This is a genomic window from Bradyrhizobium sp. CCH5-F6 (assembly GCF_001556045.1).
In the GTDB taxonomy this organism is placed as follows: Bacteria; Pseudomonadota; Alphaproteobacteria; order Rhizobiales; family Xanthobacteraceae; genus Bradyrhizobium.
Genome location: NZ_LSIC01000194.1, coordinates 39992 through 54670, shown reverse-complemented (window position 1 = coordinate 54670; position 14679 = coordinate 39992). Strand labels below are relative to the sequence as shown.

16 protein-coding genes are annotated in these 14679 nt (G+C 64.3%); 1 reads left to right on the top strand and 15 read right to left on the bottom strand.

Annotation, left to right across the window (positions count from 1 at the left end):
- Positions 1-7: 7 nt before the first annotated feature.
- The 5 genes from AX729_RS33780 to AX729_RS33760 form a co-directional block, all read right to left on the bottom strand.
- Complete coding sequence (locus AX729_RS33780; RefSeq protein ID WP_061028613.1) at positions 8-817, bottom strand: CbbQ/NirQ/NorQ/GpvN family protein; 810 nt, start codon at positions 815-817, stop codon at positions 8-10.
- Positions 818-879: 62 nt separating this feature from the next.
- Positions 880-2226: a cbb3-type cytochrome c oxidase subunit I gene (locus AX729_RS33775; RefSeq protein ID WP_061028538.1), complete on the bottom strand. Its 1347-nt coding sequence runs from the start codon at positions 2224-2226 to the stop codon at positions 880-882.
- A gap of 37 nt (positions 2227-2263) precedes the next feature.
- Entirely contained in the window at positions 2264-2716 is a 453-nt protein-coding gene (locus tag AX729_RS33770) for a c-type cytochrome (RefSeq protein ID WP_061028537.1), read from the bottom strand.
- A 95-nt stretch (positions 2717-2811) separates the two neighbouring features.
- Positions 2812-3072 (bottom strand): cytochrome C oxidase subunit IV family protein, encoded by a 261-nt coding sequence (locus AX729_RS33765; protein ID WP_061028535.1) that lies wholly within the window; start codon positions 3070-3072, stop codon positions 2812-2814.
- Positions 3073-3074: 2 nt separating this feature from the next.
- Positions 3075-3650 (bottom strand): cytochrome c oxidase subunit 3 family protein, encoded by a 576-nt coding sequence (locus AX729_RS33760; RefSeq protein WP_061028534.1) that lies wholly within the window; start codon positions 3648-3650, stop codon positions 3075-3077.
- Between the two features lie 170 nt (positions 3651-3820).
- On the opposite strand from AX729_RS33760, the gene AX729_RS40820 reads away from it, so the two are divergent.
- The gene (locus AX729_RS40820) at positions 3821-3976 is read left to right on the top strand and encodes a hypothetical protein (protein WP_197433740.1); all 156 of its coding nucleotides are present in this window, start codon (positions 3821-3823) and stop codon (positions 3974-3976) included.
- A 45-nt stretch (positions 3977-4021) separates the two neighbouring features.
- Here AX729_RS40820 and mmsB read toward each other — a convergent pair whose 3' ends face one another.
- The 10 genes from mmsB to AX729_RS33710 all read right to left on the bottom strand — a co-directional run bounded on the left by mmsB (position 4022) and on the right by AX729_RS33710 (position 14661).
- The gene (gene mmsB, locus AX729_RS33755) at positions 4022-5212 is read right to left on the bottom strand and encodes a multiple monosaccharide ABC transporter permease (RefSeq protein ID WP_028177154.1); all 1191 of its coding nucleotides are present in this window, start codon (positions 5210-5212) and stop codon (positions 4022-4024) included.
- Positions 5209-6786 carry a multiple monosaccharide ABC transporter ATP-binding protein gene (gene mmsA / locus AX729_RS33750; RefSeq protein ID WP_061028532.1) on the bottom strand — a complete coding sequence of 526 codons (1578 nt, stop codon included), beginning with the start codon at positions 6784-6786 and terminating at the stop codon, positions 5209-5211. Before mmsA ends, mmsB begins: the two co-directional genes overlap by 4 nt.
- A gap of 182 nt (positions 6787-6968) precedes the next feature.
- Positions 6969-8039: a multiple monosaccharide ABC transporter substrate-binding protein gene (chvE, locus tag AX729_RS33745; protein ID WP_061028530.1), complete on the bottom strand. Its 1071-nt coding sequence runs from the start codon at positions 8037-8039 to the stop codon at positions 6969-6971.
- 73 nt (positions 8040-8112) lie between these two features.
- Positions 8113-8991 carry an SMP-30/gluconolactonase/LRE family protein gene (locus AX729_RS33740; protein WP_061028527.1) on the bottom strand — a complete coding sequence of 293 codons (879 nt, stop codon included), beginning with the start codon at positions 8989-8991 and terminating at the stop codon, positions 8113-8115.
- On the bottom strand, positions 8991-10067 hold the full coding sequence (locus AX729_RS33735) for an aldose epimerase family protein (RefSeq protein ID WP_061028525.1): 1077 nt from the start codon (positions 10065-10067) through the stop codon (positions 8991-8993). The genes AX729_RS33740 and AX729_RS33735 overlap by 1 nt, the downstream gene beginning before the upstream one ends.
- Positions 10068-10069: 2 nt before the next feature.
- Positions 10070-10996, bottom strand: a complete 927-nt coding sequence (locus AX729_RS33730) for a Gfo/Idh/MocA family protein (RefSeq protein ID WP_061028523.1) — start codon at positions 10994-10996, stop codon at positions 10070-10072.
- Entirely contained in the window at positions 10993-11769 is a 777-nt protein-coding gene (locus AX729_RS33725) for a FadR/GntR family transcriptional regulator (RefSeq protein WP_061028521.1), read from the bottom strand. Before AX729_RS33725 ends, AX729_RS33730 begins: the two co-directional genes overlap by 4 nt.
- 404 nt (positions 11770-12173) lie before the next feature.
- Positions 12174-13346 carry a fumarylacetoacetate hydrolase family protein gene (locus tag AX729_RS33720; RefSeq protein ID WP_061028518.1) on the bottom strand — a complete coding sequence of 391 codons (1173 nt, stop codon included), beginning with the start codon at positions 13344-13346 and terminating at the stop codon, positions 12174-12176.
- Positions 13347-13447: 101 nt separating this feature from the next.
- A complete protein-coding gene (locus tag AX729_RS33715) occupies positions 13448-14425 on the bottom strand; it encodes a HEAT repeat domain-containing protein (protein ID WP_061028516.1) in 978 nt (325 codons plus the stop codon).
- A gap of 2 nt (positions 14426-14427) precedes the next feature.
- The gene (locus tag AX729_RS33710; protein WP_011085981.1) at positions 14428-14661 is read right to left on the bottom strand and encodes a 4Fe-4S dicluster domain-containing protein; all 234 of its coding nucleotides are present in this window, start codon (positions 14659-14661) and stop codon (positions 14428-14430) included.
- Between the last annotated feature and the right edge of the window lie 18 nt (positions 14662-14679).

Below are 14679 nucleotides of genomic sequence, written 5' to 3'. Positions count from 1 at the left end.
AAGCGCCTCACCCGACCACGGCGCGCGCGACGTCCAACAGCGCCGCCTTCACGTCGGTGTCGTCGGTGAGCGGCTCGATCATGCCGGCGAGTACCGCGTCGGTGGTCGGCGTCCCCGCGGCGATCAGCGTCGCGCAATAGACCACGAGCCGGGTCGAGACGCCCTCCTCCAGATCGTGGCCCTTGAGCGCGCGCAGCCGGCCAGCCAGCCCGACCAGCGGCCGCACGCGCTCCGGCGCCAGTCCGCTTTCGGCGGACACGACGACGATTTCCTGCTCGGGCGGCAGGAAGCCGAACTCGACGGCAACGAAGCGCTGCCGCGTCGAGGGCTTGAGCGCCTTCAGCAGCGTCTGATAGCCGGGATTGTAGGAGACGACGAGCATGAAGCTCTTCGGCGCAACGAGCTCCTCGCCGGTGCGCTCCAGCGGCAGGATGCGGCGATCGTCGGTCAGCGGATGCAGCACCACGGTGACGTCCTTGCGCGCTTCCACGACCTCGTCGAGGTAGCAGATGCCGCCCTCACGCACCGCGCGCGTCAGCGGACCGTCGGTCCATACGGTGTCGCCGCCCCGCAGCAGGTAGCGGCCGGTGAGATCGGCGGCGGTGAGATCGTCGTGACAGGCGACGGTGTGGAGCGGCAATCCGAGATGCGCCGCCATATGCGCGACGAAGCGCGTCTTGCCGCAACCGGTCGGGCCCTTGAGCAGGACCGGCAGCTGATTGCGCCAGGCGTGCTCGAACAGCGCACATTCATTGCCGCTTGCGACATAGGCCGGCAGCGCGGGTGCCGAGGTGACCGTGTGAAGGGCAGCTTTCATCATCTTTCTCCAGACTATCCAGGAAGCTGGCGGCCGCGGCGAACCGCGGCTGCCAGTTGCATTCATTCAGCCGGCTGCAACGCGCCGGGGATGACCGCCTGCCTAGCGCGACCGGGCACCAGCACGGCCCAGACGAACATCAGCGCAGAGATCGCGACGAACACGCCTGAGCCGAGCCGGACCCAGTAGAACATCGCGAGCTGGTCCTGCACGTCCATGTAGCCCTGGCCGAGCACACGCTGGAGATGGACCTGGACGACGCCAGCGAAGGTCAGCGCGAAGGTCATCACCATCATGGCAGTGCACATGATCCAGAAGCTCGCCATGGAGAGCCACTGGTTGTAGGGCGCCCGTCCCCTGATCTGCGGGATGGCATAGGCCATGACGGAAAGATTGAGCATCACATAGGCGCCGAAGAAGGCTAGATGGCCGTGCGCGGCGGTGACCTGGGTGCCGTGGGTGTAGTAGTTCACCGAGGACAGCGTGTGCAGGAAGCCCCAGACGCCAGCCCCGAGGAACGCCATCACCGAGCAGCCGACTGACCACAGCAGCGCGGCGCGGTTCGGATGCTTGCGGCCGGCCTTCCAGGTCATCTGCACCGTGAAGATCACCATGGTGAAGAACGGTGCCACCTCGAGCGTGGAGAATAGCGATCCGATCCACTGCCAGTAGCCGGGCGCGCCGATCCAGTAGAAATGGTGGCCTGTGCCGAGGATACCGGAGAACAGCGCAAGGCCGATGATGACGTAGAGCCACTTCTCCACGACCTCGCGGTCGATGCCGTTGAGCTTGATCATGAGATAGGCGAGCACGGAGGCCATGATCAGCTCCCAGACGCCTTCGACCCAGAGATGGACGACGTACCACCAATACATCTTGTCGACCGCGAGGTTCGCCGGGTTGTAGAAGGCGAACAGAAAGAAGATCGCAACGCCCCACAGCCCGAACAACAGGATGTTCGTGATCGTGGTCTTGCGCCCCTTCAGCGCCGTCATCGTGACGTTGAAGAGGAACATCAGGCAGACGACGACGATGCCGACCTTGATGATGAAGGGTTGTTCGAGGAACTCGCGGCCCTCGTGGTATTGGAAGAGATAGCCGACCACGGCGATGCCGGCCGCGCCGAAGAACATCCAGAACTGGATCTTTGCCAGCAGCGGGCTGTACAGCTCGGTCTCGGTTTCCTCAGGCAGCAGGAAGTAGGTCGCGCCCATGAAGCCGATCAGCGACCACACGATCAGCGCGTTGGTGTGGATCATCCTGACGATGTTGAACGGCAGGAGCGTCGACAGCGTATTGGGCAGGACGTAGATGGTTCCAGCGACGAGGCCGAACAGGACCTGGGCCAGGAACAGGGTCAGCGCGCCGTAGAAATACAGCATCGCGACTTTCTGGGTCTGATATTTCATCTCGGATCTCTCTGTCTTGGAAGAGGAAACAGCGTGCTCAGCCGGCCTTGTTCGGCGGCCACTCCTGCCGCTTGATCTTGCTGGTCCATTGCAGGAAGTCGGCGAGATCGTCGAGCTCCTGGTCGGTGAGGTTGAACTGCGGCATCTGCCGCCGGCCTGGCGCGCCCGAGGGCTGCGACTGCATCCAGGCCTTCAACGTCTCGCGCGCAGCGGCCGGGTCCTCGTTGCCGCCCCAGCGGTCCCAGACGTTGCCGACTTCAGGCGCGAAGTAGGCGCCCTCGCCCAGCAGAGTGTGGCAGTTGATGCATGAATTCTTCTCCCAGACATGCTTGCCGCGAGCGACCGACGACGTCAGCGTCGTCGCATCCGTCGAAGTCGTGACCATGTAATAATGGCTGTGCGCCGTCAGCCCTATGAAGATAGCGAAGAAGAAGGCCGAGCCGCCGTAGAAGACATTTCGAGCGGCCGACTTGGTCAGGCGTTCAGCCATTGCCAATCCTTTCCGTTTGATTCTTGCGAAATCGCGATGGTGTGATTTATTGCCGCTCTGCCCGGCCCGTTCTTTGTCAGGGCGCAATGAACACGTCAGATCAGGGCGACGACGGCCGAGGCGATCCAGGCGAACAGCAGGACGATCAGGATCCAGCTCACGACGAGACCACGCCAGAGTGCGGGCACGGCGCGTAGATCCATGAAGTCGAGCGCGATCCGGTGACCCTTGAGTGCGGCGAAGGCGAGCAGCAGAGCGTTGCCGAGCAGCGGCCGCGGCACCAGCGGCGGCAGCAGGATGGTCGCAAGCGCGAGGCCGACCAGCACGATCCAGGTCATGTCGATACGATCAGGCATCGTCATTTCACCAGGTAAATTATCGGGAACATGACGATCCAGACCAGATCGACCATGTGCCAGAAGGCCGTTCCCGTCTCGACGCCCGACATCGCAGCGCGGCGGCAGACCGCGGCAAGGATGACGATGCCGAGGCCGACATGCAGCAGATGAAAACCGGTCAGGAGGAAGTAGAGCGTGAAGAACGGGCTGGTCTCGAGCCCCGCGCCTTGCCCGATTTCTTCCGCATACTCAGTGATCTTGATCGCGATGAAGAGGCAGCCGAGCGCCATCGCACCGAAAATCCAGCATCGCGCCAGCGGCCGTTCCCCGACGCGGGCGGCCTTCGTCGCTTTTGCCGCCGCCCAGCCGCTGGTGACCAGAACGACGGTATTGAGGCCGGCGAGATTCGAATCGAGTGCTGATTGCCCGGCCGCGAACATCGCCGGATGAAGCGCGCGGGCGACGACGAAGGCGCCGAGGAACAAGCCGAAGGCGACGAGCTCGCTGAAGATCAGCACCCACATCATGGGATCGCCGGGGAGATCTTCCAGACTTCCCCACCCCGTTTCCCGTTGTTCGCACTCGGCCGTCGACATCGTCTTTCCGGATCAGGACACCGGCCGGACTTATCCCGGCTGCCCGGTTCCGAGTTTGTCGCCGGACAAACTGGCGAGTTACGATACGCTTGTTTGCGCCGACACAACGTCCGACCGGCCGGATCGCGGTACGAACCAGCTCAGGCTTCCACGGAATGGCGAACGATCACATGAGTGATGCACAGATCGGGTTGATGACCGCCACACCCATCATCATCGCCTTCGCCATCGCGCTGCAGCGAATGGGGGTATTGTCGACGGTGGCGACCGTATCGGCAGTGAGCCTCTCCGTCGCAATCGCGGCAGTGCTGTTCACGACCCAGTAATGGTGTCCGTGGTCGCACGGAGCGAAAGCGACATCTTACCTCAACTCATCTCCGCTGATTGTACACGTCGATGCACACCGCCCCCAGCAGCACCAGGCCCTTGATGACCTGCTGGTAGTCGATGCCGATGCCGAGGATGGACATGCCGTTGTTCATCACGCCCATGATCATGGCGCCGACCACGGCGCCGCCGACGCGCCCCACGCCGCCATAGGCCGAGGCGCCGCCGATGAAGCAGGCCGCGATGACGTCGAGCTCGAAACCGAGGCCGGCCTTCGGAGTGGCGGTGTTGAGGCGCGCGGCGAAGACGAGGCCGGCGAGCGCGGCGAGCACGCCCATGTTGACGAAGGTCAGGAAGGTCAGCCGCTCGGTCTTGATGCCCGACAGGCTCGCCGCCTTGGCGTTGCCGCCGACGGCATAGATCTGCCGCCCGATCACGGTGCGCCGGGTCACGAAACCGTAGAGCGCGATCAGCGCGCCCATGATCACCAGCACGTTCGGCAGGCCGCGGTGCGAGGCGATCAGATAGGTGAAGTAGAGCACCGCGCAGGCCAGCAGGATGCTCTTGCCGAGGAAGAACGCATAGGGTTCGACCTCGATTCCGTGCGATTGCTCGCGCGACCTCCCCTTGGCGCTGGCATAGACCAGGCCGAGCGCGAGCACGGCGCCGATCAGCATGGATGTCGGATGCAGCGTGCCGGCCTCGGGTAGCAGTTCCGGAATGAAGCCGGAGGACAATTTCTGGAAGGTCGCCGGGAACGGCCCGAGCGACTGGCCCTGCAGCACCGCGAGTGCAAGGCCCTTGAACACCAGCATCCCCGCCAAGGTGACGATGAAGGACGGGATCTTGAAATAGGCCACCCAATAGCCCTGCGCCGCGCCGATGGCGGCACCGACCAAAAGGCAGGCGATGAAGGCGAGCGTGTAGTCGACCTTGTAGGTCACCATCAGCACCGCGGCCACGGCGCCGATGAAGCCTGCGACCGAACCGACCGAAAGGTCGATATGGCCGGTGACGATCACCAGGAGCATGCCGAGCGCCATGATGACGATGTAGCTGTTCTGCAGCACCAGGTTGGTGAGGTTGAGCGGCTGCAGCAGCGTGCCGCCGGTCACGACCTGGAAGAACAGCATGATCGCGATCAGCGACATCAGCATGCCGTAATTGCGCAGATTGTTCTTGATGAAGCTGCCGTGCCGGCGCTCCTCGGGCAGCGACACCGTCTTGTCGGTCATGGCTGCGATCCTCCCATCTCCGCGGCCTCAGGCACGCCGTTTCCATTGCTTCTTTCATTGCGCATGATGGCGCGCATGATCTTTTCCTGTGTCGCCTCGGCGCCCTTGAACTCGCCGACGAAGGCGCCGTCGTTCATGACGCAGATGCGATCGCAGATGCCGAGCAGCTCGGGCATCTCCGAGGAGATCACCACGACGCCGCGGCCGGCCTCCGCCAGTTCGTTGATGATACAGTAAATCTCGTATTTGGCACCGACGTCGATGCCCCGCGTCGGCTCGTCCAGGATCAGCACCTTGGGGTCCGTCATCAGCCATTTCGACAGCACCACCTTCTGCTGGTTGCCGCCGGAGAGCTGGCCGGTCTCCTGGTAGACGTCGGAGCAGCGGATCCGCATGCGGTTGCGGTAGTCGCTGGCGACCTTCAGCTCGGCGATGTCGTCGATCACCCGCCGCGGCGCGACCTGGTCGAGACTGGCGAGCGTAATGTTCTTGCGAACGTCGTCGGCGAGGATCAGGCCGAGTTGCTTGCGGTCCTCGGTGACATAGGCGAGACCGGCGGCGATCGCGGCCGCGACGCTAGGCAGCGCGATCTCATGGCCTTCGAGCCGGATGCTGCCGCTGATATTGGTGCCCCAGGAGCGGCCGAACAGGCTCATGGCGAATTCGGTGCGGCCGGCACCCATCAAGCCGGCGATGCCCACGACCTCGCCGCGCCTGACGCTGAAATTGACGTTCTTGATCACCTGCCGCTCGGGATGGATGGGGTGATAGACTGACCAGTTATCGACGGTGAGGACGGGTTCGCCGATCTTCGCGTTGCGCTCCGGGAAGCGGTGCGCGAGATCACGATTCACCATGCTGCGGATGATGCGGTCTTCCTGGATCGGCTCGGCGCGACAATCGATGCTGTCGACGGTGCGGCCGTCGCGCAACACCGTGATGTGGTCGGCGACCTTGGCAACCTCGTTCAGCTTGTGCGAGATCAGGATCGAGCCGATGCCCTGCTCGCGAAACTTCATGAGACGCTCGAGCAGCGCAGCGCTGTCGGCCTCGTTGAGGCTCGCGGTCGGCTCGTCCAGGATCAGCATGCGCACACGCTTGGACAGCGCCTTTGCGATCTCGACCAGCTGCTGTTTCCCGACGCCGAGATCCGTGATCAGCGTATCCGGCGATTCCTTGAGGCCGACCTGCGCCAGGAGGTCCCGAGTGCGGCGGTAGACCTCGTCGCGGTCGATCACCCCGAGCCTCGACGGTGGATGCGAGAGGAAGATATTCTCGGCGATCGACATCAGCGGGATCAGCGCCAGCTCCTGGTGGATGATGATGATGCCGAGCGCCTCGGAATCGTTGATGTCGCGGAAGCGCCGCTCCTCGCCCTCGAAGACGATGGTGCCCTCGTAGCTGCCATGCGGATAGACCCCGCTCAGCACCTTCATCAGCGTCGACTTGCCGGCGCCGTTCTCGCCGACGAGCGCGTGGATCTGCCCGGCCTCGACCTGGAAGTTGACATCGCGCAGCGCCTGCACACCGGCAAAGCTCTTGCTGACGTTGCGCATCTCCAGCATTGCGGTCATGATTTCACGTCCCTCGATCGCTATTGGTTCACCTCTCCCCGCCTGCGGGAGAGGTCGGATCGCATCGCAAGATGCGATCCGGGTGAGGGGGAGTCTCCGCGAGACTCACTGCCACCTCCCTCGCGGAGGCTCCCCCTCACCCCGACCCTCTCCCCGCAAGCGGGGCGAGGGAGACGAGAGTCCTACTGGAATTGCGACTTCTTGTAGTAGCCGCTGTCGACCAGGACCTTCTCCCAATTGTCCTTGTAGACCACCACCGGCTTGAGCAGGTAGGACGGCACGGTCTTGACGCCGTTCTCGTAGGTCTTGGTGTCGTTGACGGTGACCTCCTTGCCGGCGAGCGCCGCGTCGACCATGTCGGCCGTAACCTTGGCGAGGTCGCGGGTGTCCTTGAAAATGGTCGAGTACTGATCACCGCGCAGCATCGCCTTGATCGACGGTACTTCGGCGTCCTGGCCCGAGATGATCGGCATCGGCTGGCCGGCACTGCCATAGCCGACGCCCTTCAGCGAGGAGATGATGCCGATCGAGATGCCGTCATAGGGCGACAGCACGGCATTGATCTTCTTGTTGCCGTAGTAGGCGCTGAGGAGATTGTCCATGCGCGCCTGCGCGGTGGCGCCGTCCCAGCGCAGGGTCGCAACCTTGTCCATACCCATCTGGCCCGACGCGACGACGAGCTTGCCGCTGTCGATGTAGGGCTTCAGCACGCTCATCGCGCCGTTGTAGAAGAAGTAGGCGTTGTTGTCGTCGGGCGAGCCGCCGAACAGCTCGATGTTGAAGGGTCCCTTGCCTTCCTTCAGGCCGAGCCCCTGCTCGATCGACTGCGCCTGCAAGACGCCGACCTGGAAATTGTCGAAGGTCGCGTAGTAGTCGACGTTCGGCGTGCCGCGGATCAGGCGGTCATAGGCGATCACGGTGATGCCTTTTGCTTTCGCCTGCTTGAGCACGTCGGACAGCGTGGTGCCGTCGATCGCAGCAATCACCAGCGCTTTCGCGCCTTTGGTCACCATGTTCTCGACCTGCGACAGCTGGTTCGGAATGTCGTCCTCGGCATATTGCAGGTCGGTGTTGTAGCCGCGCTCCTTCAGCACCTTGACCATGTTGTTGCCGTCGTCGATCCACCGCGCCGACGACTTCGTCGGCATGGCGATGCCGACGGTCGCCTTCTGGGCAAAGGCCGTGACGCCAGTGGCCATCGTCGCAGCGCTGGCCAGCGCCAGCGCGAGAAATGTCGTCTTCAGTTTCAGCATGTTTCACTCCCTTGGATGTCAGACTGTTTTCTTTGTGACTTCGAGAACGTGGTCGTGGGCTGTCTCTGGTCTCCTATGCGAGCTTGACGTCGGGTTCCGCGCGACCGCGCGCGGATGCCTCCAACAAGAAAGTGCAACCGGCTTGTGGATCGGCCGCGCGCGCGGTCGCGTCCATGTCCTGCCAGGCAGAGGTGACGAGGAGGCGCGACAGATCGGGACCGACGAAGGCCGGACAACTTGCCTGCTTCGCCGGCACGCTCAGCGAGCGCAGACGCTCGCCTTGCGGCGAATAGACATCGATGCGGCTCGCACCCCAGCAGGCGTTCCAGATCTTTCCGTCGGCGTCGCACACCGAGCCGTCGAAGCCGCCGATGCCGGTGTGGCGCAGCAGGACCTCCGGCTCGCCGCGCGGCAGGCCGGTCGCGGGATTGAGCGGAACGGCGTAGAGCACGGCGCGCGCGCTATCGGCGAAATAGCCGATCGCACCATCCGGCGAGAAGCAGATCGAGTTGGGAATGCTGATGCGGGGGAACAGCAGCGAGATCTTGCCGCGGTGAAAGGCGTAGATCGCGCCTGCCCCCGGCTCCGCCTTGCGTCCCATGGTGCCGATCCAGAACGTGCCGGACTGATGCACTCGCGCGTCATTGGAACGCGTTGCGGGATTGTCGGCTTCGAGCGGGCACAATAACGTCATCCCGCCATCAGCGAGCTTGCGGATGTAGAGACCGTCCTCGGCAACGATCAATTGGCGCTCCGCATCGATGCGTCCGAGCGCGCTCGCCATCCGGCCGAGCGCGTGGACGCGAATGCTGCCGTTGCCAAGCTGCGCCTCGAACAGCAGCCCTTCGCGGATGTCGAACCACCAGGCCGTATCGGTGGTCACGTCATAGGTCGGTCCTTCGCCGAGATGGCATGGATGGTCCGAGAGCACAGTCGTGGGCACCTGTTCCATCATGGTGACCTCACTGAAAAGCGATAGACCGTATGATGGCGATAGACCTCGCCGGGGTCGAGGCGCGGGCTCGGGAAGTCCGGACGGTTCGGCGCGTCCGGCCAGATGTGAGGCTCCAGGCACATGGCGTCCGATTGACGAATGAGCTTGCCGCCCTTCCCCGAGATCGTGCCATCCAGATAATTGCCGGAATAGACCTGGAGCCCGGGCTGATCGGTGAACAGCTCCATGATGCGCCCCGAGCGCGGCGCCTCCAGCCGGGCGGCGAACGCGAGCTTGCCGTCGCGGGCGAGGCAGTAGGTGTGGTCATAACCCCTGCCGTTCTGCAATTGCTGATCGCTCTCGCGGATCCGCTCGCCGACCGGCCGCGGCTCGCGGAAGTCGAACGACGTGCCGGCAACGCTGCGCGGCGGCTCCGGCAGCGGAATGGCGGTGGGATCGATCGCCAGGAAATGGTCAGCGGCGACGGTCAGCCTGTGGTCGAGAATGGACGTCCCTGATGTCGCGCCCTCAAGGTTGAAGAAGCTGTGGTTCGTGAGGTTGACGATGGTCGGCCGGTCCGTCCGCGCCTCCATGATGAGCGACAGTTCGGCCGGGCCGGTGACGCGGTAGGTCACGCGCACGTCGAGCCGGCCGGGATAATTCTCTTCACCATGCGGGCTGACATAGGTGAGCGTCACCGCAGGTTCGGCGCCCTCGTCGAGGTTCGCAATCTCCCAGAGCTTGCGGTCGAAACCATCGAGGCCGCCATGCAGCGCATTGGGGCCGTTGTTGACGGCAAGCTGCACCGTCTCGCCGTCGAGCGAAAACCGGCCCTTGGCAATGCGGTTAGCGTAGCGGCCGACGGTCGCGCCGAAAAACTTTCGTTCGGCGAGATAGCCGGCGAATGCGTCATGGCCGAGCACGACGTCGTCGTGGCCGCCGCGCGCGTCCGGGGCGATCAACGCCTGAAGCACGGCGCCATGGGTGATGATCCGCGCCTCGAAGCCGCCCTCCCCTCGCAGCACGATGCGTTCGACCTTGCGGCCGTCCGGCAGCGTCCCGAAGATGTCTCTGGTGATCTTTGATGCGGCCATGTTCAGTCCACAAACGGCTCGACGATCGTGCGCTTGCCAAGCAGGAAGGCGTCGGCGACGAGACGCAGCGGGGTCAGGTCGACGTCACTTTCGCCGGTCGCTGCGAGGGCGACGAAGCGCCGGTAAAGCCCGCGATATTCCTCATCGGGCGCCTCGGCAAACACCTTGCCATCGACGGCCATGCGCGCGCCACCGCGGGACAGAGTCAGCCGGCCCTGATCGGTTTCGACGACGATATCCCAGCTCTGCGGCCCGGTCTGGCGGAAATCGAACTCGGCGGTCACTGGCAGACCGCTGATATCCGTCAGTGTCAGGTTCGCCGCGATCGGCGCCTGGCAATTGGCTGGGAAGGCCAGCTCGGCCGCGGTGACGAACACGGGCTTCGGCAGAATCCTGGTCAGGATCGACAGCGCATTGATGCCGGGATCGAACACGCCGAGGCCGCCCGGTTCCCAAATCCAGGCCTGGCCGGGATGCCAGACGCGGACGTCTTCCTTCCAGCTGATGTGCACGGAAGCGATGCGGCGCTCGACGAGCCATTGCCGCGCAGGCTCGACCGCCGGCGCATGGCGCGAATGCCAGGTCGCAAACAGCGTCCGCTTTGCATCCGCCGCCATCGCAATCAGCGGATCGAGCTCCGCAACACCCGCCCCGGGCGGCTTCTCCAGCATGACATGCTTGCCGGCGGCGAGGGCTGCCGCAGCCTGGGTTCGGCGCACCTGCGGCGGCGTGCAGAGCGACACCGCATCGATCGGTGGTCCCTGCTCCAGCAGTTCCTCGATGGTGGCAAAATGCGGCAAGCCCGGCAGCGATGCGTTGCGGCTCGCGACCGCCGCCAGCGTTGCACCCGGGGTCGCCGCGATCGCGCCGACATGCTGGTCGCGCGCGATCTTGCCGAACCCGACGATGGCGATGCGAAGCTCGGTCACGATCTTTCTCCGGATTTCGCGGATGGCAGCGCCTCGGCCGACGCGGTCTCGATCACCGCGCCCTCATGGCGATGCATGCCATTGTGAATGACGAAGACCATCGCCTCGGAGGCGGCGTCGGCATCGCCGGCGGCGATGGCATCGACGATCCTCTGATGCCAGAGCAGCACGGTTTCGCGGTTTGCCGACTCGACGGGGGCGCTGAGCAGGAACGAGGCGCGCAGGGCTGCCTCGATGACATGCCCGATCGAGCGCATGAACAGATTGCCGGAAGCACGCGCCACGGCCACGTGAAGCGCGAGATCGGCATCGGCAAAGCCGACCGAGTCGGAGGCCTCACGCCGCATGCGATCCATGCTGCGGCGGAGCTCGGCGAGGTCCTCTTCGGACCGCTGCGCCGCCGCGAGCATGGCCGCGCGCGGCTCGACCGCAAGACGGATCTCGGCGAGATCGTTGAGGAAGCGCTTGTCGATACCAGCGTCGAGGTGCCAGGCCAGGACGTCGGCGTCGAACATGTTCCAGGCGCCGCGCTCGCGCACGACGGTGCCGACGCGCGCCTTGGTGGTGAGCAGACCCTTGGCGACCAGCGTCTTCACGCTCTCCCGCAGCACCGGACGCGACACGCCGAACATCGCGATCATCTCGGCATCGCCCGGCAGGCGCGTCCCCTCCGCATAGCGACCGGCAATGATGTCGACGCCGATCGCGCGCGCGACCTCCGCGTGGTTGGAGTGAGCCCGCCGCGCCGGGATGACGACGATCCGCGAGGTCATGCGACCGTTCTCTCGGATCCCGTCGCCTGTCGAAACAGGGGAAAGACCAAGGCGAGCCCCGCCTCGAACCAGACGACGCTGATCGCCTTTTTGCCGCAACAGCCCGGCAAACCTCCCGCGAGCACCAAGCGCATCTCCAAGCCCTGTTGGTGTCAATTGGTATTATGACACCATTTGGTCAGCCTCTTGGGGCGACGGAAGGCAATATTCCACGGATCAGCGGTTCCGACTAGTCATATTATTTGACTATTCTCTGATGCGCGCCCCAGACATGGTTGGTGAAAGCCTATGACATGCTCAGGGCGAGTCAATGACATGACCCAATTAGAGGGTGAACCCCGTTATGTCCAAGGCCAGCACAACGGCCCGATCGGGCGGGCTGCCGGAAACGCGACAGCGAGAAACTAGAGCAGCTTCCGCTGCGCCAGGTTCTTCATCAGTGCGCCAATGCCAAACGTCCAGGGCTCGCATTCGTCGCTGGTGCGCATGCGGTTGACGAGCTTGCCGAGCTCTGGCGCTGAAATCGTGACGATGTCGTCGCGCTTGTGGGTGAACCCCTGCCCCGGCGCATCGCGATCCTTCACGGGCGCGAACATGGTGCCGAGAAAGAGAACGAAGCCATCAGGGTATTGATGGATCTTGCCGATGGTCTGCGCGACGAGATCCGTCGGATCGCGGCTGATCTTGCTGATCGAGGAATGGCCGTCGAGAACGAAGCCGTCGGTACCCCTCACGTTCAGGCTGATGTCCAGCTTGCGCGCGTCATCGAGCGAGAACGTATCGTCGAACAGGCGAAGCAGCGGCCCGATGGAGCAGGACGCGTTGTTGTCCTTGGCCTTCGACAGCAACAGCGCCGAACGCCCTTCGAAATCGCGCAGGTTGACGTCGTTGCCGAGCGCTCCGCCGACGATCTTGCCGCGGCTGGAGACGAACAGCACGAGTTCCGGCTCGGGATTGTTCCAGGTCGATTTCGGATGTAGCCCGGCATCCATGCCGGTGCCGACCGACGAGAGGGTCGGCGCCTTGGTGAAGACCTCGGCATCCGGACCGATGCCGACTTCGAGATACTGGCTCCAGGCGTTCTGCTCGATCAGCACCTGCTTCAGGTGCATCGCCTGGTCCGAGCCCGGCTTGAGCTTGGACAGATCGTCGCCGATCAGGCGCGTGACCTCCTTCCGGATCGCTTCGGCCGAAGCCGGATTGCCCTTGGCGCGCTCCTCGATCACGCGCTCCAGCATCGAGATGGCGAAGGTGACGCCGGCGGCCTTCAGCGTCTGGAGGTCGACGGGTGCGAGCAACCACGGCCTGCTCGGATCGCGCTGGTCCGGCGGCGTGTTGGCGACGATCGCTTCGAGATCGCCGATGCGCTCTCCCTTGGTCGCGGCAAGGGCCTTGGCCGGATTGTCCTCTTCACACAGCGCGCTGATGGTCGAAAATTTTGCGGTGACGTCGAAGACGCCATCGCCGCGGACAGCAACGACGGCCGGACCATTCACCTGAGGCAGCCAGATGCGGCCGGCCAGCGTGCCCCGTGTTCCATCCTCGGGCAGAAGGTCTTTCACCGTCAATGTCGTCATGGCCGCGCCCTCGCTGTTTCTAAGGATCGGCCGCGTTTGCAGCGGCCGGTCCCATTGGCGAAGACCAATAAACGTCTGGCGCGGGAAGTCCAGTGCGGCGGCTATGCCCCTGCCCGCGCCTTGCGCGCCGCGATCTGCTGCAGCGCCCAGCGGGCGTTCTTGCGTACATCGGGATCGGCATCGTCGGCGATGACGGCGAGGAACGCCTCGCCGTCGGGATGGGCGATCTCTCCCAGCGCCGCAGCCGCCTCTTTCCGCAAATTGGCCTGATCGTGGTTCACGCTATGACCGATTGGACGCACCGCGCGTTCGATCTTCATCCGACCGAGACTTCGGATCGCCTTGAGTCGCACCTGCCAGAATTCGTCGGCGAGCGAGGCGATGAGCTGGTCGGCGGCGAGCGAGCCGTTGGCGTTGAGGCCCAGCGTCTCGGCCGCCATCTCGCGAACCATCCAGTCCGCATCCTTCAACGCGCGCGTGATCGTCTCCGCCGCAGGTTTCATCTGCGAGAACGCCAGCGCGCTCACGGCGGCACGACGCACATGCGAATCCGGATCGTTGATCAGCGCGGTCAGCGCGGGGATTGATTCCTCCAGCTTGAGGAATCCGATCACGCCGATCGCCTGCACGCGCACGGCCGCATCGGAATCCTGGAGCGCTTCCAGCGCAGGCTTCAGTGTATCCTTGCGGCGCAGCTCTTTCAGCGCGCGCAATGCGCCCATGCGCACGAAGGCGTGGGCATGCCTCACCAGCGGCAGAATGATATCGGCGCAGGCGGGATCCTTGAACTCGGCCATGCTGTCGGCCGCGGCCGACGCGACGATCCTCTCGGGGTCGACCAGCAGCTTCACCAGCGCGCCTGCGGCCTCCGGCCCATCGAATTCGCCGAGCGCCATCGCGACCTGCTGGCGCACACCGGCATCGGGATCGGCGACCATGTTGGCGAGATGAGGGACCGCGGCGGGATCGCCGGAATGGCCGAGCGCGATGATCGCGACGCGGCGCTCGGCGGGATCGGCGGCTTGCAACCGCTCATCGGCGTCTTCGAGATCGTCGTAGGATTCGAACGGGCTCGACATGATCACCTCAACAGATAGGGAATGTTGACGGTGACGGCGCCGGTCGGGCAATCCGCCTCGCAAGGCATGCAGTACCAGCACTCGTCATAGGCCATGTAGGCCTTGTTGGTCATCTCGCTGATGCGCAGGACGTCGAGCGGGCAAACGTCGACGCACACGGTGCAGCCCTTGTCCGCGATGCATTTGGCGTCGTCGACGACCACCGGAACCGACGTTTGATAGGAAGCGAGAGGCATTTGATGTCTCCTGTGGCT